A 20,331-nucleotide genomic window follows, 5' to 3' on the forward strand; every position below is an offset into this window, starting at 1 on the left:
CTCGGGTAGAGGGCTATGCATGGCGAAAGTATGCCAAATGGTGCATAGACATGCAAATGCGGACCCTTATACCGGCTGCTCGGTCCAGATCGTCTTGCCGTCGCGCGTGTACCGCGTCCCCCACCTCTCCGTGAGCTGGGCCACCAGGAAGAGTCCGCGGCCGCCCTCGTCGGTGGATCGGGCCCGGCGGAGGTGCGGTGAGGTGCTGCCGGTGTCGGACACCTCGCAGATGAGGTGGCCGTCACGGATGAGCCGTAGGGTGATCGGCCCGCCGCCGTACCGATAGGCGTTGGTGACCAGCTCGCTGACGATCAGCTCCGTGGTGAAGGCCATCTCGTCCAGTCCCCACTGGGCCAGTTGGGACGCCACCAGCGCCCGGGCCCGAGCGGCGGCGGTCGGCTCGACGCGCAGCTCCCACGTCGCCACTTGTTCCGCGGCCAGGACGCGGGTACGGGCGATGAGCAGAGCCACGTCGTCGGCGACGTCATCGGTGGGCCGGTCGTGCAGCAGCGCGACCTCGACCGCCCTGCACGTGTCCTCCAACGAGCGGGCGGGTGCCGCCAGCGCCCCCGACAGATCGGCCAGACTCTCGTCGACGTCTCGCTTCCGGCCCCGGATGAGGCCGTCCGTGTAGAGGGCCAGGAGGCTGCCCTCGGCCAGTTGCAGCTCGGCAGCCTCGAACGGCAGCCCGCCCAGGCCCAGCGGCGGACCTGCGGGGATGTCGAGGAGGTGGACGCGCCCGTCCGGGGTCACCACCGCGGGCGGCGGGTGGCCGGCCCGGGCCAGGGCGCAGTGCCGCGAGACCGGGTCGTAGACCGCGTACAGGCAGGTCGCGCCGACGACTTGAGGGGAACGCTCGTCGGTCGGCTCCTGCTCGGCGGCCAGTCGGTCCACCAGGTCATCGAGGTTGGAGAGGACCTCGTCCGGGGTGAGGTCGAGATTCGCCAGGGTGTGTACGGCGGTACGCAGCCGGCCCATGGTGGCCGCTGCGTGGATGCCATGGCCGACCACGTCGCCGACGACAAGGGCGACGCGCAGCCCGGAGAGCGGGATGACGTCGAACCAGTCGCCGCCGACACCGGTCGTGGCGTCGGCAGGCAGGTAACGGTGGGCGACTTCGACCGCCGGGTGCCCGGGAACCTCGTGGGGGAGCAGGCTGTGCTGCAGGGTCAGCGCCGCCTCGTGCTCCTGGGTGTAGCGGCGCGCGTTGTCGATGCAGACGGCGGCGCGGGAGGCGAACTCTTCGGCGAGAGTGAGGTCGTCCTCCTCGAACGGCTCGAGCCGCCGAGACCGCCACATGCTGATCAGGCCGAGCACGAGCCCCCGCGCCACCAGAGGCACCACCATCAGCGAGTGGATGCCCAGTGCGAGAGCGCGCTCAGCCCGGTCCGGGTCCATGGTGAGCCACGTGTTGGCGCCCTCCATATGCGCGTCGAGGATGGGACGCCGTTCGGCCAGGCACCGCGCCTGCATGGTTTCCGGCGGGACGTGAATCGTGTGTCCCAGCGGATACATCACCTCCGCCGTGTCCGACAGAATGCTGCGGACCGCCGTCCGGCGCAGCGGGCCGAGCACTCCCCCCTGAGTGGGCTCTTCGCCGCGGGTCACCGGCTCCAGCAGGTCCACGGAGACGCAGTCGGCGAGGTCCGGGACCGCCACCCCGGCCAGTTCGTCCGCCGTCTTCGCCACATCCAGCGTGGTTCCGATGCGGGCGCTGGCCTCGTTGAGCAGGGCGAGGCGGCGCCGGGCCCGGTAGCGGTCGGTGACGTCTTCGACCGTCTGCGTCACCCCGAGGATCCGCCCGGAGGAGTCGTGCATCCGGAATGCCGATACCGACACGACCAGTTCACGGCCGGGATCCCGCCGCAGACGGGCGGGCTGCTCGGTGAAGATCGACGACTGGCCCGTCTGCAGGACCTCCCGCAACTGCCTCTCCACCGTGTCGGTGTCCTGCTGGATCAGGAAGTCGCTGGTACGCAGCCCGCGGTGCTGCTCGACCGATATCTCGCTGAACCTCGCGATCGCCCGGTTCACACGCAGGATCGTCAAGTCCGGGGCATGGACGGACAGACCGATGGGGGAGCGGCGGAACAGTCCGTCCAGGACCGACCGGTCTGTCTCCCACTGGATCACTTCCTCGGCCGGCGCGGCAACGAGAAACCACTCGCGTGGGGAGTCCTCGCCCCTGGCGACGACCCTGGTGCGACAGCCGAATTCCATGCGACGGCCGTCGCGGTGCCGGACGGGCACGATCCCGTACCACCCCTGGTCGCGTACGCATTCCGCCACCGAGTCCATCACGAACTCGTGGTCACGGGGGTCGAGCAGGAAGCCGACCGCGGGCCGCCCGAGCACTTCGTCGGGTCGATAGCCGAGGAGCGCCTCGGCCCGCTTGCTCCAGCCCACGATCCTGCCGCGGTCGTCCAGCACGCCGCACGCCGCGCGCCGCACCGCGAACGGGTCATCCGGGCTCTCGTTGAACGTCGTCACCGGTGTGTCCATCACTACCACCCTGGCACTACCCGGGCGGGACCGCCCATGCGATGGGGCTCGGGGTGATTCATCGCCGGCGCCGGTCGAGGCAGAGTTCTCGCGAGGAGCACTGCCACATCGTCCTGCGCCGCGGAGGGCAGCAGTCGGCCGAGGACGCGGTCGCAGATCTCCTCCAGAGGGAGGTCGAGGTTCCGCAGCGCCTGGGCGAGTTCCTGCATGCCCTGGTCGAGGTCTCTGTCGCGGGCCTCGATGAGGCCGTCGGTATAGAGCACCAGCAGACTTCCGGGGGGCAGGGGCACCTCTTCGGTCCGGAAGTCCTGTCCGCCCGTTCCCAGGGGCGTGCCCGAGGGGCCGTCGAGGAACGCGATCGTCCCCCGGGCGTCGACCAGTGCCGGAGGCGGATGGCCCGCCCGGGCGATCAGGCAGCCGCCGGCGGCCGGGTCGTGGACCGCGTAGACGCACGTCGCCATTTCGTTCTCGCCCAGATCGGCCACGGCTGCGTCCAGGGAGCGGAGCATCTGAGCCGGGGGGATGTCGAGGCGTGCCAGCGTGCGCACCGCTGTGCGCAGCTGGCCCATGACAGCCGCCGCATGGATTCCGTGCCCCATGACGTCCCCGATGACAAGACCGGTCCTGCCCTCGGGCAGGGTGATGACGTCGAACCAGTCGCCGCCGACCTCGTGGTCGCTGGCGGGGAGGTAGCGCCCGGTGAGTTCCAGGCCGCTCACGTCCGGCAGCGCATAGTTCGTCAGGCTGCGCTGCAGAGTGAGGGCCGCCTCCCGCTGGCTGGTGTACATGCGGGCGTTGTCGATGTTCAGCGCCGCCCGGGCGACCAGTTCGTCCATGAGTACGCAGTCCTGCTCGTCGAACGGCTCACGGCTGCGGGTACGCGTCACCACGACCGCGCCGAGCACCTTGCCGCGAGCCACCACGGGGATCAGCCGCGCGCACCCTATGCGGGCACTGAGGTAGGCCCGCAGTCGCTCGGCCTGCGGATCGGGGATCAGCTCGGGGATGTCGGCCTGGTAGAGGTTCATGGGGCGCCCGTCCGCGATGACCTGCTCGTACACCGAGCCGAGGGGGACCTGGAAGGTCATGCCCGGCGCCAGTTTCGCGGTGGGGGCGGACGGGTCGGGGAAGGCGGCCGCCATACGACGCACGACCCCCTGGGTGGATGCGGCGGCGTCATCGGGTTCTAGCACCGCCTCCAGCAGCTGTACGTCGGCCGAATCGGCCAGCTGGGGCACCAGCACCTGCACCACTTCCTCGGCGGTCTGGCGCAGGTCCAAGGTGGTCCCGATGCGCTCGCCGGCCTCGGCCAGCAGGGCGAAGCGCTGCCTCGCCCGCTCGGCCTCGGCCTGCGCCTGCTGCCCGTCGGTGATGTCGATCAGGGAACCGATCAGGCCCAGGGGCCGCCCGTCGTTGCCGAGCAGCGGAGCATAGGAGCAGGACCAGGTCCGGTCGTGATCGGGATCGCCCGCGGTACGACCGGTGCGGCGCACGTCGACCACCGCCGTGCGGCGGTCCAGCACCTGCCGCATCACCCTCTCCAGCGCGGCGGCGTTGACTCCCGGTGTGATCTCGGCCGGCCGCTTGCCGAGGTGCTGGGCCGCGGAGACGCCATTCATCCGCGCCAACGCGTCGTTGACCCGTAGAAAGCGCAGATCGGGACCGAACATGGCCAGACCGATGGGGGACTGGGTGAACAGGCCTTCCATGGCCGCCAGCGAATCCCGCATTCTCAGCACCGCGGAGGTCTCCACCGCGATGGCCAGAATGCCCGTGCCGCCCTGCGGGTCCGCACTCGGGCAGATCCACATCTCCATCGGCACGAGGTAGCCGTCGCGGTGCACCAGAGGGAGGGCTCCGACAACCGCCTCACCGGCCATGACCTTCTGCGTCAGCTGATCGGCGAGCTCCCTGTTGGGCTCGGGGACCAGCATCGCAATCCCGTACTGGCCCAGCAGCTGCTCCGGCGCGTAACCGAGCAGCTCCCGGGCGGCGAGCGACCACTCCACGACGCGGCCCTGCGCATCCGCCCGCCACAGTGCGATGGGGAGCAGGTCACGGAGCACACCCGCGTATCCGACCGCCGACAGGGGGTGGTCCGGCACATCACTCGTCGACTGGTGTGTGTCCACGCGATGACCTCGCACCGGGGTGTGGGGGCCTCTGCCTGCCGACCACTCCCTGGCGATCTTCCGGTGGGGTGCAGCTTTCGGGTGCCGTTATGCACATATCAGCCTATCCGAGGCAGTGCACGGTCGATCCGTGCCGGTTCCGGCGCTTGTGCTGGAGCGCGGTGCAGTCGCCATCGGCCAAGAGGCTTGGGACTCGTTGTGGCCGACGCCTGCGCGGCATAGCGTTGACTGCGTCCCGACAACCGCGGAGGCCTGTGTGAGCGATCCCCTGAGCGCGACCGTTGTCCATGCCTTTGGTGACGACGTGCTGGGAGAGCACGACGCCGTGAGCCTGGCCCGGCTGATCCGCGACGGAGAAGCCGATCCGGCCGAGGTGGCGCGCGCCGCCGTGGAGCGGGTGCGGAAGGTCGGCGGGGATCTGCACGCCGTACAGGTACCGGCGTACGAGCAGGCCGTCGCCTCCGCCACGGGCGGGCCGGGGACCTTCGCGGGGGTGCCGACCTTCATCAAGGACAACATCGACTACCGCGGTCTGCCCACGGGTTTCGGTAGCTCCGCGTATGTGGCGCGGCCCGCGCGGCGGCACGCGCCGTTCGCCCGGCAGTTCCTGAGCACCGGCGTGACCGTGCTGGGCAAGACCCGGCTGCCGGAGTTCGGTTTCAACGCCACCACCGAGTACGAGAACGCGCCACCGGTGTGCAACCCCTGGCACACGGGGCACTCCTCGGGCGGCTCATCGGGCGGCAGCGCCGCGCTCGTGGCCGCCGGCGCCGTGCCCATCGCGCATGCCAACGACGGCGGCGGCTCGATCCGCATCCCCGCCGCCTGCTGCGGGCTCGTCGGCCTCAAGGCCACCCGCGGCAGGCTGGTCGCCAACGAAGAGGGCCGCACCCTGCCCATCAACCTGGTCAGCGACGGGATACTGAGCCGGTCCGTACGGGACACCGCAGCGTTCTTCGCTGCCGCGGAGCAGCACTGGCGCAACCCGAAGCTGCCACCGCTCGGCCTGGTCGAGGGCCCGTCACAACGCCGTCTGCGTATCGGGCTGTTGCTCGATTCCCCGAGCGGCGTCACCACGGACGCCGCCACCCGCGCTGCCGTGACGGACACCGCGACCGCATTGGAGAAGCTGGGCCACACCGTGGAGCCAGTACGGATCGTGCTGGACGAACACTTCGCCGAGGACTTCATCACCTACTGGGGCCTGCTGTCCTTCCTCGTGGGCGCCACGGGCAAGCGGCTGGACCGCCACTTCGACCGGCGCCGCATGGACGGTCTCAGCCGTGGCCTGCGCGATCACTACCGGCGCCGGCTGGGCAGCACTCCGGCGGTGCTGCGCCGGCTGGGCCGCTCCCGCGAGGCGTACGCGGCGGCCTTCCGTGACCACGACCTCGTCCTCTCGCCAGTCCTTGCACACACCACGCCGCGCCTTGGTCATCTCAGCCCCGGTGTGCCGTACGAGACGCTCATCGAGCGGCTCACCTCCTACGTCGCCTTCACTCCGCTGAACAATGTGGTCGGCAGCCCCGCGATCTCCCTTCCCGCGCGCATGGCGACCGAGGACGGCCTGCCGATCGGGGTGATGTTCTCCGCCCGGAACGGCGACGAACGCACGCTGCTGGAAATCGCGTTCGCGCTGGAGGCCGACCAGCCCTGGCGCCGTATCCAGGATGTCCGGGCGGCCACGCCGTGACGAAGGGGCCGGCGAGCCGGGCGGGGCGTGGGTCGCGCGGGAAGGTTCGGTGCGAGCGGTGATCCGGCCGGCGGGCCGACGCAGGTCGGCCGCGTTGGCCGCGGGCCAAGGCGGTGACGGATCGGTTGGCGGCGCGGCGGCCGCGGGTGGCCTGCTGGCGCTGTTCCCCGGTGGTGCCGACGGCGCCAGGGGGCACCCGCAGGTAACGGCGCTCGGCGGCCCGGTGGCCGGTGACGCCGAGGGGGCGGGAGAGGTCGGCCCAGCTGGCGCCCGCCTCGCGGGGCGATTCCCGGCCACCTACCGACGGTGGCCGGACTTCGCCGCCCCCGCGATTTCGCGGCGGCGGGGACAAAGGGTGGCGGGGATCAGGTGTGCAGAATGCTGTTGTGGCCGTCGTGGGCGTCGGCGTGTTCGTCGTCGAACCAGTAGTCGCCGGCTGCCAGGTAGCGGAATCCGTAGCTGTGCTCAGGGGGCAGGTTGAGGGTGACGGCGAGGGTGCCGTCCTCTCTCGCCACCAGAGGATGGGCGCCGGGCTGCCAGTCGTTGAAGTCGCCGACGACACTGACCTGGCCGCAAGGCTGGTCCGCGGGGATGACGAACGTGATCTCTGTGTCGTTCTTGCGGCGGGAACGCTCCAGCATGGAGAAACCTTCCTCTTCGGAGAGCAGTGGGGGCCAGCATTGCCCTGTTCGTGCTCTCCCGTCGCGCCCGGCTGCGCCAACGGCGCCGCCGGTCGCCCGTATGGCCCCCGGGACACGGCGTCTCCCTCGCCGTGGAGTGCCTTGGGCGCCGTTCGCGCGAGTGTTCGCGACCTGGTGGGCGGGCGCGCGGCGGCGAAGCCTGAGCAGGTCTCCTTGAGGCTCAGACGCACATGCCGGCCGGTGGCCTCGCGCGGCTTGAGGGTCGCGGGGCAGCCACCGGCCAGCAGGTGCACAACAGCGTTAGTCCTGCAGGTACATGTCCCCGCTCGCCATGCTGCTCTGCTGCTCGCTCTCCTCCATGAGCCGGCGGGCCTTTTCCGTCAGTCGCCGACGCTCCTGCGGGTCGGTGGCACGCTCCGCTGCCTGTTCCAGCTCCTGCGCCTTCTGGCGCATCTGCCGGGCTCGACCGCCGGTCTCGTCTGCAACGCTCATGATCACTCCTTGGGTGACGGGGGAGAAGAGCGGGCCACACCAGCGAAACAGCGCCCCCCACCACACGCATCTCGAACGCTCACCCACCGTGATCTGCGCAGTTCCCGCAGGCTTTGGGTATGCGGCTGCGGCGAGAAAGTCGGCGCAGCGGGCGCATCGCAAAAAACCCCGTGCTCCCGCCGCATCAAGTTCCTTACACTCACCAGGAATCGCGCGCTACAAGATCGCAGCGCGCGCCTTGACGAGTGAGGGGAGCCGGGCCGTGCGTGACCGCACCGCTGTCGTCGTTCCCCCGTCACAGTACGAGGTGATCCTGGTGTCTTCGTCTGTCCGGCGTCGGCTGCGCGGCCCACGCCGGATCTCCGCGACGAACACCTGACCCCCTGTCTGTTCGGCCTGAACCAACGCCCTCGGAAACATCACGGGACGTTGCTCCGCCGTGAGGGGTATGTGCCTGGCCTGAGTGCAGGCCGTGGTCCGTCCGGGAAATCGCGCTGGCTTGTTGTCGGTCATTCCTGAAAGGCCAGAGTTGTGCGCACCGAAAACCGTCACTTCGACAATCCGCTCACTGGCGTCCGCAATCTGGGCATCCTCGCCCACGTCGACGCCGGCAAAACCACCGTCACCGAACGGATCCTCTATGTGACCGGCGCAACGTACAAGCGTGGCGAGGTCCATGACGGTACGACCGTCACCGACTTCGACTCGCAGGAGCGAGATCGCGGGATCACGATCTTCGCCGCTGCGGTGAGCTGTGACTGGGACGGTCACCGGATCAATGTGATCGACACTCCCGGCCACGTCGACTTCGCCGACGAGGTGGAGCGCTCGCTGCGGGTGCTCGACGGCGCCATCGCGGTGTTCGACGCCGTCGCCGGGGTCGAGCCCCAGAGCGAGTCGGTCTGGCGACAGGCCGACCGCCACGGGGTGCCGCGTATCGCATTCGTCAACAAGCTGGACCGTACCGGTGCCGACCTGGACCTGGCGGTCGAGTCGATCCGGGCAAGACTGCATACGGTTCCGCTGGTGGTCCAGCTGCCGATCGGTCAGGAGGACGGGTTCACCGGCGTGGTGGACCTGCTCCGTATGCGGTCGCTGGTCTGGTCCGACGGGTGCGGCACCTTCGAGGACGGTCCCGTACCGGGGGACTTGCAGGACGAGGCACGCCGGCGCCGTCGGCTGCTCGAAGAGGCGGTGGCGGAACTCCACCCGATCGCTCTGGAGGAATTCTGTGCACGGTCAACGGTCTCCGCGCAGACGCTGACGGCAGCGCTGCGGGATCTGACACTCGCCGGTGACGCCGTGGTCGTGCTGTGCGGATCGGCCTACCGCAACCGCGGGATCGAGCCGCTGCTGGACGCTGCCGTGGCTTACTTGCCCTCGCCGCTGGACGTACCGGCGGTGCACGGCACCGTCGACGGCTCGGAGCAGGAGCGGGCCGCCGACCCGTCCGCGCCGTTCGCCGCGCTCGTGTTCAAGGTGAACGCGACCGCCACGGGACGGCTGACCTACCTGCGGGTGTATTCGGGAACGATCAGCAGAGGAGAGGCGGTGTTGGACGTGCAGGCGCGGCGCACCGAGAGGGTCGGCCGGATCCTGCGCGTGCAGGCGGACCGGCACGCGGAGTTGGAACGGGCAGTGGCCGGAGACATCGTCGCGGTGGTCGGAGTGAAGGCGGCACGCACCGGTGCCACGCTGTGCGCACCGGCGGCGCCGCTGATCCTCGAACCGCCGACGGTGGCCGATCCGGTGGTCTCCGTGGCGGTGGAGGCCCGCAGGAGCATCGACACCGACCGCTTGGCGTCTGCGCTGGCACGACTGGTCGAGGAAGATCCGTCGCTGCGGGTCCGCACCGACCGTGAGACCGGTCAGACGGTGCTGTCGGGCATGGGCGAGCTGCATCTGGAGGTCGCGGCGGAGAAGATGCGTCGTGCGCACGGGCTGGATGTCAGCGTCGGCCGGCCGCAGGTGGCCTACCGGGAGACGGTCTCCCGTGGGGTGTCCGGGCTGGTGTACCGCCACGTCAAGCAGGATGGTGGCGCCGGGCAGTTCGCCCATGTCGTCCTCGACGCACAGCCGTTGGACGCCGCAGAGGTCGACGGCGGCGACAGCGGCAGGGCGGTCGACTTCGAGTTCGCCTCGACCGTTGTCGGCGGACGCGTGCCGGCGGAGTACGTACGGGCGGTGGAGGCCGGATGCCGGGGCGCTCTGGCTGAAGGGCCCCTGGGCGGCAACCCGGTCACCGGGCTGCGGGTCACCCTGACGGACGGGGCCACCCATCCCAAGGATTCCTCGGAGATGGCGTTCCGTACGGCCGGTCGGCTCGCGCTGCGGGAAGCACTGCGCGCCTGCGCGATGGTGCTGCTGGAACCGGTGGCCGAGGTCACGGCCACGGTGCCCGAAGACGCCGTCGGCGGAGTCCTCGGCGACCTGGCGGCACGGCGCGGCCGGATCTCGGGCTCGACCGCCCGGGCAGGCACGGCAGTGATCACCGCGACCGTGCCGCTGGCCGAACTGTTCGGCTATGCCTCCCGGTTGCGCAGCCGAACCCAGGGCCGGGGCACCTTCACCAGCCGGGCCACCGGCTACGCCCCGGTACCGAGCGGCGTGTTGAGCGCGATGCCGTCACGGTAGAACGCACTGGTGGCCCCGCCCTTGTACGGGCGGGGCCACCACCGGAGCCGTATCGTAACGACGGGCCGACCCCGATACCCCGGGTTCAACCCCGCGGGCCCGGCAAGGGAGTCTTGGGCTGTGTCCTCACTTCTTCCTCAGCAGCCTCAACACGGCGTCCCCGAAGGGCAGATGATTGTCTGCGGTGACGACGCGTTGGCCGCCCGTCTCGCCTCCGAACTGCACGACGTCTACGGGGAGCGGGTGACGCTGGTCGTCCCGCCCGCCCGCTCCTCGACAGGTGGGCAGCCCGCCGTGGCGCCGAACCGTATCCGGACGTCTGCGCTCTTCGGGCGGGTGTCCGCTGCGATGAACCGGCCGGGTGGTGCCGACAACGTCGGTTCCAGTGGCGAATTCCTCCTTCCGGTACGGGAGGTGGAGGCTGCCGAGCCCTCGGAGGAGACACTGCGTCACGCCGGAGTGGAGCGGGCCGCGGCCCTGGCCCTCGTGTATGACGACGACGAGATGAACATCCGGGCCGCGCTGGCCGCCCGGCGGCTCAACCCCCGGCTGCGGCTGGTGATCCGGCTCTACAACCGCAAGCTGGGCCAGCACCTGGAGGGCCTGCTCGACCAGGCTGCCGTCGTCGCCATGCCGGGTCTGGACGTCACCGCGCTGGACGCCTCCACCACCGTGCTGTCCGACGCGGACACGGCAGCGCCCGCCCTGGCAGCCGCAGCGGTGGCCGGTACGAGCAAGGTCGTGCAGGCCGGCGGGCTGCTGCTGCGTGCCGTTGAGCGCACCCCGCCCGGGCGCGGCGAGGTACCCGATCCCGGCTTGTGCACGCTCGCCCTGCTGTCGTCCACCACCAACGACCCTGCGGGCGCCGAGGGTTCGGACAGCAGCGGCCCGCAAGGTCCCAGTCTGCTGCCCGACGACGCCACGGTCGCGGCGGCCACCGGACGGGGGACTGTCGTACTGGAGACGATCTCGTACGCCGGGCTGCCCGTGCCGTCCCGTCGGCTGGCCGGCCGGGGCGCCCCACTCAGGGAGATCTTCTCGCGTCGGCTGCGCCGCGCGCTCGCCGGTGCCGCCGCGGCCGTGGTCGCCCTCGCCGTCGCGTCCTGGCTCACGACCGGCGACCATCCGATGCACGCCGCGTACCTCACGCTCCTCGACCTGTTCGCGATCGGGGACCCGGCCGTCGGTGAACCCACCGCCCGCCAGGTGCTCCAGCTCCTGTCCGGACTGGTGGGTCTTGCGCTGCTGCCGGTCCTGGTCGCCGGATCACTGGAGGCTCTCGGCGCGTTCCGCGGAGCAGCCGGACTGCTGCGCCCGCCGCGGGGACTGTCCGGGCATGTCGTGCTGCTCGGCCTGGGCAAGGTCGGCACGCGGGTGCTGGCCCGGCTGCGTGAACTCGGCATCCCCGTGGTGTGCGTGGAGGAGGATCCGGAGGCGAGGGGCATCCCGCTCGCGCGCCGGTTGCGCGTGCCCGTGGTGCTCGGCGATGTCACCCACGAGGGTGTGCTGGAGGCTGCCAAGATCCATCGGGCCCATGCCCTGCTGGCGCTGACCAGTGCCGACACCACGAACCTCGAAGCGGCGCTGTACGCCCGTACCGTCAAGCCGGATCTGCGGGTCGCGCTGCGGCTGTACGAGGACGACTTCGCCACCGCCGTCTACCGCACCCTGCGGGCCGCACACCCCGACGCGCTCACCCGCAGCCGCAGTGTGTCCACGCTCGCGGCCCCCGCGTTCGCCGGGGCGATGATGGGCCGTCAGATCCTCGGCGCCATCCCGGTGGAGCGCAAGGTTCTGCTGTTTGCCGTGCTCGATGTCGCCGGGCATCCGCGGTTCGAGGGCTGCACCGTCGCCGAGGCGTTTCGGCCCGGCGCGTGGCGGGTGATCGCTCTGGACACGGCGGGCCCCTCGGGGCGCCGGTCCGACCTCGCCGCATCCCGTCCGTACGGAGCCGACCGGACTGGCGCCGGGTTGCTGTGGGACCTCCACCCCGGCTACGTCCTGCGGCCCCAGGACCGTGTCGTTCTCGCCGCCACCCGCCGCGGGCTGGCGGAACTCCTGGGACGGCGCACCGGGTCCCGCCCCGGCCCGCACCCGGCCTGAGCGCTCGGAGATCCTGGGCGGGCCGGTCCAGGAGGCGGGCGCCGACGACCGCGTCGGCGCACGTCCGGGCCCACCCGCCGCAGCCAAGGGGCGCGGGCCTGAGGCTCGGGACTCTCCTGAAGAGCGAGGCGGCCCGTGGTGGAGGCCGGCTCGCCATGCCCAGGGCGAAAGCCCTCGCCCAGCGTCCCGCGGGCGGACGTCGTGGATGCGACGACAGCCGGGCGGCGCCGGGTGCGGGACCACATGTCCCGCGCACAGCTGCACCGGGCGGGCGGGCGGGCGGGCGGACGGTACGGCGAGGCGGAGCGCGCGGATCCGCAGCCCCGACGACCCTCGCCTCACTCGGCCGCCGAACGCCCTGGGCGCCGTCCGTCAACGACGCGGCGACCTGACCGAGGCAGAACGGCTCTACCTGCGGGTCATCGGCATCGTGACCGGTACGGCGACCTGACCGGCCCGGGCGGGAAGGCGCCATCCGTACACAGTCGCCCTGAACCCTGCACAATGTAGGACAAAGGCGCCTGAGCCTCGTCCGGCCTTCCCTGTGCGGTCGAGGGGGTGCGTGCCGCGGGTGGAAGGCGATGGTCGGTGGCGTCCGTTCGGTCGGAGGGCGAGAAGGCTCCTGGTCCGCTCTGGTCCGAGCCCGGGACGCTGCTGCAGCACGTCCCCGTTGCCGTCTTCGCCATCGATGAGGACGACCGGGTCTGCTACTGGGGGCCCGGCGCGCAGGACCTCTTCGGGCACGACGCCGCGGGTGTGCTGTCCCAACCTGCAGGTGTTCTCTTCGCGGATCCGCCCCGAGGCGCCCCCGACGCTTCGGTACGGCTGGCGGAACGGGGCCGCACACTGGGGTACTGGCGCGGCCGGCTGCCGGCACGGCACCGGGACGGCGCAGTTTTCGACTGCGGATTCAGAGTGTTTCCCGTGACCGGCGCCGGGGGCCGCTCGGTGGTCATGGCCCTGGCGAGCCGCAGTGCCGAGCTCGATCGGGTGAAGACGAACCTGGCCTTCCTCGATGCCCTCTTCGAGACCTGCCCCATCGGCCTGGTCATGCTCGACGAGGAGTTGCGCTACGTCCACCTCAACCAGGCGCTCGCCGACATGGACGGTCTCCCCATCGAGGAGCACCTCGGGCGGCGGATGGAAGAGATCATGATCACGTCCGACGGCGGTGAGTACCAGCGGATGCTGCGTGCCGTCGCCGCGCGGGGACGGCACGTCGTGGGCGCCCTGGTGGGTGTACGCACACCGGGGCACCCGGATCGCGATCAGGTGCGGTCCGTGAGCCTCTTCCCGCTCAGCGGCGCGGTCGGCTCCCATTCGGGAGTGGGCGGACTGCTGGTGGACGTGACCGACCGGGAGCAGGCCATCATGGAGGCAACCGCCGGCCGTCAGCGGCTGGCCCTGCTGGACCGAGCCGCGGCCTCCATCGGCACCACCCTGGACGTGGATGTCACCGCCCGGGAGCTGGTCGCGGCCGCCGTGCCCGACTTCTCGGACGCCTCCGTCGTCGAAGTCGTGGAGTGGATGGACGAACCCGAAGTGTTCAACCCGCACCTTCCGCTGGTCACCCGCCGGATCGCCTCCGGTACCGTCCTGCCCCCTCCCGCCACCGAACTCGTGAGCGGGCTGGAGACCGTCACCTACCCGCCCGGCTCGGCCATCCACCGGATGCTGCAGACAGGCCGCCCCGTCTCCGTCCTGGTGAACGACGAGTTCATGACCCGGACAGTCATTCACCAGGCCCGCGCCCAGCTGCTGAGAGACAGCGGTCTGGTCGGCATGATCATCGCTCCGCTCATCGCCCGGGGCACGGTCCAGGGCCTCACCATGTTCGGACGCTCCGCCGCCCGGCCCGCCTTCACCGACGAGGACCTCAGCCTGGCCGGTGAGCTCGCCTCCCGCGCGGCACTCTGCCTCGACAACGCGCGCCTCTACAGCCGGGTACAAGACATCGCGCTCACCCTCCAGCGCGCGCTGCTTCCCAGTGCGCCGGCGACCAGCCCATACGTGGAGGTCGCCCACCGTTATCTGCCCGGCAGCCACATCACCGAGGTCGGCGGCGACTGGTACGACGTGATCAACCTGTCCGGCGACCGGGTCGCCCTGGTCGTCGGCGACGTGATGGGACACGGAGTACCGGCAGCCGCGGCCATGGGCAGGCTGCGCCTCACCGCCAAGGCGCTGGCCAGGCACAACCAGGAACCGGACGACCTGCTCGCCGAACTGGACGCCTGTGCCCAGGAGGCAGGGATCGAGCTGGCGACCTGCCTCTACATCGTGTACGACCCCACGACCGGCCGCGCACGCATCGCCAGCGCCGGGCACCCCCCGCCTCTCGTGCGCCACCCGGACGGCACGGTCGAGACCATCAGCGAGGTCCTGGGAATTCCCCTCGGGGTGGGCGGTCAGCGCTTCAGAACGATCGAGATCACTCTGCCTGAGGGCGCCGTTCTCGCCCTGTACACCGACGGCCTCATCGAAACACGCGGCAAGGACATCGAAGTGGGCCTGGCGGCCGTACGCGCCGAACTCCGAGGAGCTTCGGGCCAGTTGGAAGAGACGGCGGACCGCATGCTCGCGAGCCTGCTGCCCGACCCGCCGGACGACGACACGGTGCTCGTCCTCGCCCGCGTCCGCCGTACGCCACGTAACCAGCGAGGGTGACCATCGACGCGGCTACTCGAAGCGCGCGGTGTCGCCTGCCCCTCGGCGTACGATCTCGAGTTCGCCGCCGGAGAAGTCGATGACGGTCGTCGGCTCGGTGCCGCAGTCGCCCGAGTCGACGACCGCGTCCACCACGTGGTCGAGTCGCTCCTTGATCTCCCAGCCCTGTGTCATCGGCTCGTCCTCGTCGGGCATGAGCAGGGTGCTGGAGAGCAGCGGTTCTCCGAGCTCGGCGAGGAGAGCCTGGGCCACGGCGTGGTCAGGAATCCGCACTCCGACCGTCTTCTTCTTCGGGTGCAGCAACTGGCGCGGCACCTCTTTCGTCGCGGGCAGGATGAAGGTGTAACTGCCGGGTGTCGCCGCTTTGATCGCGCGGAACACGTCGTTGTCGATGTGCACGAACTGACCCAGCTGCGCGAAGTTCTGGCACACGAGGGTGAAGTGGTGACGATCGTCGAGGTTCCGGATCGACCGGATCCGGCTGATGCCGTCACGACTGCCCAGCTGGCATCCCAGCGCGTAGCAGGAGTCCGTCGGGTACGCGACGAGCGCCCCGGACCGGATGCTGTCAGCCACACTGCTGATCGTGCGTCGCTGAGGATTGTCGGGGTGCACGTCGAAGTACTTGGCCATTCGCCGAGTCTAGAGGCCCGTCCCGTAAATGATTTCCGACGGGACTTCGGACTGGTCAGCCGGTGGGCCGCGCCGCCTTCCAGGCGCGGTGGTGGACGTCGATCGCATCGGTGGGGGAGGGGCGGCGGGGCGTCAAGCCGAGCAGGCGGCGCGCCTTGGCGCTGGTGACGAGTTCGTCCTGGTCGGCCGCCATCTGCATCATGCCGCCGGCTTCGGCGCTCTCCAGGGAGATCTCACCGGTGTAGCCGGCGGCGCGGACGGCGGCGTACGGGACGTCCAGGGCGCGCAGCCGCTGTTCGTCGGCGATGACGAAGGTCTCGCCGTCGACTATGGCGGGGTTGTCGAGGATGCCTACATACGCCTGGGCGAGGTCGTCGACGTGGACCCAGCTCCAGCGCTTCTCGGTGTCTCCGTAGAAGACCGGGTGGCCGGCCTCGGCGGCGGCGAACCACTGGCCGGTCATCGACGTCGTGGCGGGCCTGCCGTACAGGAAGCCGGGCGTTACGTAATGAACACTGGCCGCGGCCACCGGGCTGACCCCCTCGCGCATCACCCGTGTCGTCGACACGTGCGCAGCCACGGCCTGGTCACCAAGGAACGCCACGGCGTCGACGCCCGCGGTAACGACACCGTCCTCACCGACACCGACACCGACACCGACACCGACACCGACACCGACACCGACACCGACACCGACACCGACACCGACACCGACACCGACACCGACACCGACACCGACACCGACACCGACACCGACACCGGCCGGGCCCGCGTCGCAGCGGCCCAGCCCGCCCACCTCGCCAGCGCCCGGCGCCGCGTCCTCGACCACATTCCGGCCGACCTGGTCCCCACTGTCGCGGGCGTCCTGCAAGCCCTTACCGAAGCGACGCTGCACGAGCGTGCGTAACATCGCGGCATGCCTCAACTCCAACGCCTCCGCTTCGACCACGCCCCGGCGCTGCTCAAGTTCGAGCAGGAGAACCGGGCCTACTTCGCCGCGTCGGTTCCCGACCGTGGCGACCACTACTTCGCCCACTTCGATGCGCGGCACCGTGAGCTGATGGCCGAGCAGGCCGCTGGGCTGCACTTCTTCCATGTACTGGTGGGCAGCAGCGGTGAGGTCCTGGGGCGGGTCAACCTGGTTGATGTGGAGGACGGTTCGGCCGAGCTCGGATACCGGATCGCGGAGCAGGCCGCTGGGCGGGGACTGGCTACTGCCGCCGTTCGAGAGGTCTGCGCCCTGGCTGCCGCCGAGTACGGACTGACCACGCTGCGGGCCGTCACGATACTCGACAACCCCGGCTCGCGAGCCGTGCTGGCCCGTACGGGATTCGCGCCTGCCGGAGAGATCGAGCTGGACGGTCGCCAAGGCCTCCACTTTGTACGGGACCTGCAGGACGCTCGCGTCGGCGCCGACCTGGCGCCGGGCGTGATCAGATGACGAGCGCGCCAAGCGCGAGGAACGCAAGGCCCAACGCGAAGGCGACGACGACGCCGAACGTGCCCGCACGCGCGGGCGACCCGCATTCAGCGGCCGCGCGTCCGAAGTGGTGGCCGTCACGTCGTGCGGCGCTCATTGACGCTTTGTTGGCGCTCGTCGTGGTGCTCTTCGAAATCTATTTTCTTCACAACGATGTGTTGGAACTGATGCGGCAGCAATTCACGGTTGCCGCAGGCGTTGTCCTGGGTCTTGCGGCTGTCGGGAGTTTGGCGTTGGTGGCTCGGCGGCGCTATCCGGTGCTGGCCGGCCTTGTTGGCATCGCCCTGGTTGCGATGACGCCGAATGTGCCGCCGGTGGTGTTGCCGATTGCCGCGTATTCCGCCGTCCGGTACTGGCGGTATCGACGGGTCGGTGTCGTGATCGGTGTGCTGTCCCTTGCCGTGGCACTGCCTGTGGCCGTGGCCATCGGGGGCAAGCTGGACACATACGTGGGTCTTGACGATGTGCCCACGATGCTCCTGAACCAGGTGGTTGTCATGCTCGGGGCTGTGCTGCTGGGCATGTACGCCAGAGCACGGCAGAGGATCACCGAGAATTTGAGGGAACGCGCCGAGCGGATGGAGCGAGAGCAGCATCTGCTTGCCGCCCAGGTCCGGTTGGAGGAGCGGGCCCGTATCGCTCGTGAGATGCACGATGTGGTCGCGCACAGGGTGAGTCTCATGGTGGTGCACGCCGGTGCGCTGGAAGTCAGCCCCGGAGACGCGGAGCGGACGGAGCGGACCGCGAAGTTGATGGGGCAGACAGGTCGGCAGGCTCTGGACGAACTGCGTCAGATCCTGGGGGTGTTGCGGCTGGATGAGGCCGAGGAGGCTTCGGTAGTGCCTCAGCCGGTATTGGACGATCTGCCGGATCTCGTGGAGCAGTCCAGGTCGGCTGGGCTACGGGTAACACTTGAGGTGCGCGGGCGGCGCCGTCCCCTGGAAGGGATGGTCGAACGCACTCTGTATCGGCTCGTCCAGGAGGCGTTGACCAATGTTCACAAGCATGCCGGCCGCGCGGTGACGCGTGTGCGGCTGCGGTACTTGCCGGATACGCTGCAGGTCGTCGTGGAAAATGACACCGCCTCGGCACCACCGCCGTCGCACCTGCCCAGCAGCGGCCACGGCCTGGCGGGGCTGCGGGAGCGGGTCACGATGGTGGGGGGGACGTTTGACGCCGGTCCCGTCCCGAGCGGCGGATTTCGGGTCTCGGCGCGGATACCGGTGGAGAGGGCAGGGAGTTGAGCATCGCCGTTCTCCTCGTTGACGACGAGGAACTCGTTCGGGTCGGCATCAAAACGACCCTGGAAGCCGACCCCGATATGTCGGTGGTCGCCGAAGCGGCCGATGGGGCCGCCGCGCTGAGCCTGGTCCTGTCCCACCAGCCTGACGTCGTCGTGATGGACATCAGGATGCGGGGCATGGACGGTCTGACCGCCACTCGCAGGATCAGCGACTTGCCAAGGCCCCCGAAGGTGGTGGTGCTCACGACGTTCGACGTCGACGAGTACGTCTACGACGCGTTGCGAGCGGGGGCTGCCGGCTTCCTTCTCAAGGACACGCCGCCACGCGACCTCGCCCGAGCGGTCAAGCTCATCCACCATGGCGAAGCGATGCTGGCACCCTCCGTCACTCGGCGGCTGATCACGAAATTCGCCCGTCGCGGTCCCACCGCCGAGTCCCGTGACCGGATCGCCGGACTGACTGACCGCGAGCGTGCGGTGTGGCGTCTCGTCTCCCAGGGCTTGTCCAATGCCGAGATCGGCTCGGCGCTGCATCTGGCCGAGGCGACGGTGAAGACGCACGTACGAGGGCTTCTCACCAAGCTCGACTGCAACAGGGTCCAAGCCGCCGTCCTCGCCCACGAAGTGGGACTGCTGGACGAGTGATCGCAGCCCTCCAATCGGGGACCGAACGGCCGTCGCACGATTTCCCGTGGCAGCGTGGCAGCGTGGCAGCGTGGCAGCGTGGCGCCTGGGGTACGCGGGACCCGGGCCGACCGGCCGCTCCCAAGCGTGAGCCTTGTTCCGGCCACCTCATTCCCGGATCCAGCGGCTGCCAGTGCGCGACACACAGGACATCCCGCGCTGCGCAGAAGCGGGAAACGCGTCGATGGACCCGCGGTTCCTGTCCCGTTCGCGGTCCTTCTGGACGCCGCGGCTCGCCCGGCAACCGACCGACACAGCCGTGTTACTTCGAGGATCCGGTACCGCTCCTGACCTGCCCCGAGCCTCGCCAGGGGGGCGCACCTTCGGGTGGACAAGCCCTCCGCCTTCAGGTGAGGGAATCCGGCGTGCGCGGGCAACTCAGGGGTGATGAATCGAGAACCCGCGGACGATCCGTCGCGCGCACCGCGCAACTTACCGTGGCTTGTCAGCAGATGTGGCGACAGAGAACGCGGAGAAACGATGATCGAAGTACGCGATCTGACCAAACGGTTCGGCGACAAGGTGGCAGTCGATCGTATGGGCTTCACTGCCCAACCGGGACGGGTCACCGGATTCCTGGGAGCCAACGGGTCAGGCAAAACCACGACGATGAGGATGATCCTCGGGCTGGACCACCCGACCTGCGGGCAAGCCCTGGTCAGAGGGCGTCCCTTCCCCACGCTGCGTAGCCCGCTGCGGGAGGTGGGAGCCATGCTCGACGCACGATCGGTCGACCCCGCCCGCACAGCCCGCAACCACCTCCGGTGGCTGGCGCAGAGCAACGCCATTCCCCTGCGCAGGGTCGATGAAGTCCTCGGCACAGTGGGGCTGACCCACGCCGCGGCCATACGGACGGGATCCTTCTCACTCGGCATGGCACAGCGTCTCGGCATCGCCGGAGCACTTCTCGGCGACCCGGAGGTGCTGCTGCTCGACGAGCCGGTCAACGGACTCGACGTTGAGGGCATCCTGTGGCTCCGCACCCTTCTGAAGGGCTTCGCGACCGAAGGCCGCACGGTGTTCGTCTCCAGCCATTTGATGGGCGAAATGGAGCACATCGCTCAGGACCTTGTGATCGTCGGTCGCGGCAGACTCCTCGCCGAAACGTCGGCATCCCATCTTCTCAGCAGCGGGACGACTCGAACGGTCCACGTGCGGTCCTCGGACACCGGCCGACTGGCCGAACTGCTGACCGCTGCGGGCGCTGGGCTCACTCGCGAGGGGGAATCGCTGCTCATCACCGGCCTGACCAGCGAACGGGTCGCGGATGTGGCAGCGCGGGCGGGCGTGCGCCTGCACCAGTTGAGCACCAGGCAGGCCACCCTCGAAGACATGTATCTCGAACTTACCCGAGACAGCACCGAATACCGCAGCGACAGCCTCCCCGCACGCGCTTGAACCGCGACCCGATATTGACGGAGTTGAAC

General features: G+C 69.9%; 16 protein-coding genes and 1 pseudogene. 9 read left to right on the forward strand and 8 right to left on the reverse strand.

Annotation, left to right across the window (positions count from 1 at the left end):
* Nucleotides 1-66: 66 nt before the first annotated feature.
* Together OOK40_RS24050 and OOK40_RS24055 are read right to left on the reverse strand one after the other, a co-directional pair.
* Nucleotides 67-2,502: a SpoIIE family protein phosphatase gene (locus tag OOK40_RS24050; RefSeq protein WP_266485602.1), complete on the reverse strand. Its 2,436-nt coding sequence runs from the start codon at nucleotides 2,500-2,502 to the stop codon at nucleotides 67-69.
* A 2-nt stretch (nucleotides 2,503-2,504) separates the two neighbouring features.
* Nucleotides 2,505-4,634, reverse strand: coding sequence for a SpoIIE family protein phosphatase (locus OOK40_RS24055; RefSeq protein WP_266485604.1), 2,130 nt, complete (start codon nucleotides 4,632-4,634; stop codon nucleotides 2,505-2,507).
* A 256-nt stretch (nucleotides 4,635-4,890) separates the two neighbouring features.
* On the opposite strand from OOK40_RS24055, the gene OOK40_RS24060 reads away from it, so the two are divergent.
* Nucleotides 4,891-6,327: an amidase gene (locus tag OOK40_RS24060; RefSeq protein WP_266485607.1), complete on the forward strand. Its 1,437-nt coding sequence runs from the start codon at nucleotides 4,891-4,893 to the stop codon at nucleotides 6,325-6,327.
* 100 nt (nucleotides 6,328-6,427) lie between these two features.
* Here the strand turns inward: OOK40_RS24060 and OOK40_RS24065 are convergent.
* The 3 genes and pseudogenes from OOK40_RS24065 to OOK40_RS24075 all read right to left on the reverse strand — a co-directional run.
* A pseudogene (locus OOK40_RS24065) lies at nucleotides 6,428-6,616 on the reverse strand (type III effector protein); the annotation flags it as partial.
* 76 nt (nucleotides 6,617-6,692) lie between these two features.
* Nucleotides 6,693-6,968: an isoamylase early set domain-containing protein gene (locus tag OOK40_RS24070; protein WP_266485609.1), complete on the reverse strand. Its 276-nt coding sequence runs from the start codon at nucleotides 6,966-6,968 to the stop codon at nucleotides 6,693-6,695.
* Between the two features lie 300 nt (nucleotides 6,969-7,268).
* Nucleotides 7,269-7,460: a DUF6381 family protein gene (locus OOK40_RS24075; RefSeq protein WP_266485611.1), complete on the reverse strand. Its 192-nt coding sequence runs from the start codon at nucleotides 7,458-7,460 to the stop codon at nucleotides 7,269-7,271.
* A gap of 531 nt (nucleotides 7,461-7,991) precedes the next feature.
* On the opposite strand from OOK40_RS24075, the gene fusA reads away from it, so the two are divergent.
* The 3 genes from fusA to OOK40_RS24090 all read left to right on the forward strand — a co-directional run bounded on the left by fusA (nucleotide 7,992) and on the right by OOK40_RS24090 (nucleotide 14,864).
* Nucleotides 7,992-10,094, forward strand: a complete 2,103-nt coding sequence (gene fusA, locus OOK40_RS24080) for an elongation factor G (RefSeq protein ID WP_266485613.1) — start codon at nucleotides 7,992-7,994, stop codon at nucleotides 10,092-10,094.
* Nucleotides 10,095-10,265: 171 nt separating this feature from the next.
* A complete protein-coding gene (locus OOK40_RS24085) occupies nucleotides 10,266-12,197 on the forward strand; it encodes an NAD-binding protein (protein ID WP_266486584.1) in 1,932 nt (643 codons plus the stop codon).
* A gap of 588 nt (nucleotides 12,198-12,785) precedes the next feature.
* Nucleotides 12,786-14,864 (forward strand): SpoIIE family protein phosphatase, encoded by a 2,079-nt coding sequence (locus OOK40_RS24090; RefSeq protein WP_266485616.1) that lies wholly within the window; start codon nucleotides 12,786-12,788, stop codon nucleotides 14,862-14,864.
* A 12-nt stretch (nucleotides 14,865-14,876) separates the two neighbouring features.
* Here OOK40_RS24090 and OOK40_RS24095 read toward each other — a convergent pair whose 3' ends face one another.
* Nucleotides 14,877-15,497, reverse strand: a complete 621-nt coding sequence (locus OOK40_RS24095) for an L-threonylcarbamoyladenylate synthase (RefSeq protein WP_266485619.1) — start codon at nucleotides 15,495-15,497, stop codon at nucleotides 14,877-14,879.
* Between the two features lie 55 nt (nucleotides 15,498-15,552).
* On the reverse strand, nucleotides 15,553-16,065 hold the full coding sequence (locus OOK40_RS24100) for an NAD(P)-dependent oxidoreductase (RefSeq protein WP_266485623.1): 513 nt from the start codon (nucleotides 16,063-16,065) through the stop codon (nucleotides 15,553-15,555).
* Between OOK40_RS24100 and OOK40_RS24105 the strand changes: the two genes are divergently transcribed.
* Together OOK40_RS24105 and OOK40_RS24110 are read left to right on the forward strand one after the other, a co-directional pair.
* Nucleotides 16,066-16,404: a hypothetical protein gene (locus OOK40_RS24105; protein WP_266485627.1), complete on the forward strand. Its 339-nt coding sequence runs from the start codon at nucleotides 16,066-16,068 to the stop codon at nucleotides 16,402-16,404.
* 9 nt (nucleotides 16,405-16,413) lie between these two features.
* Nucleotides 16,414-16,938 carry a GNAT family N-acetyltransferase gene (locus OOK40_RS24110; protein WP_266485630.1) on the forward strand — a complete coding sequence of 175 codons (525 nt, stop codon included), beginning with the start codon at nucleotides 16,414-16,416 and terminating at the stop codon, nucleotides 16,936-16,938.
* On the opposite strand, the gene OOK40_RS24115 is transcribed toward OOK40_RS24110, so the two are convergent.
* Nucleotides 16,931-17,074: a hypothetical protein gene (locus OOK40_RS24115; RefSeq protein ID WP_266485633.1), complete on the reverse strand. Its 144-nt coding sequence runs from the start codon at nucleotides 17,072-17,074 to the stop codon at nucleotides 16,931-16,933. The genes OOK40_RS24110 and OOK40_RS24115 overlap by 8 nt on opposite strands.
* 10 nt (nucleotides 17,075-17,084) lie before the next feature.
* Between OOK40_RS24115 and OOK40_RS24120 the strand changes: the two genes are divergently transcribed.
* From OOK40_RS24120 to OOK40_RS24130, 3 genes are all read left to right on the forward strand, one after another.
* Nucleotides 17,085-18,221: a sensor histidine kinase gene (locus OOK40_RS24120; protein WP_266485635.1), complete on the forward strand. Its 1,137-nt coding sequence runs from the start codon at nucleotides 17,085-17,087 to the stop codon at nucleotides 18,219-18,221.
* Nucleotides 18,218-18,865, forward strand: coding sequence for a response regulator transcription factor (locus OOK40_RS24125; RefSeq protein ID WP_266485637.1), 648 nt, complete (start codon nucleotides 18,218-18,220; stop codon nucleotides 18,863-18,865). The genes OOK40_RS24120 and OOK40_RS24125 overlap by 4 nt, the downstream gene beginning before the upstream one ends.
* A 519-nt stretch (nucleotides 18,866-19,384) precedes the next feature.
* Nucleotides 19,385-20,302: an ATP-binding cassette domain-containing protein gene (locus tag OOK40_RS24130; RefSeq protein WP_266485640.1), complete on the forward strand. Its 918-nt coding sequence runs from the start codon at nucleotides 19,385-19,387 to the stop codon at nucleotides 20,300-20,302.
* Nucleotides 20,303-20,331 lie beyond the last annotated feature (29 nt).

It is taken from the genome of Streptomyces sp. NBC_01481 (assembly GCF_026339995.1).
Classification (GTDB): domain Bacteria; phylum Actinomycetota; class Actinomycetes; order Streptomycetales; family Streptomycetaceae; genus Streptomyces.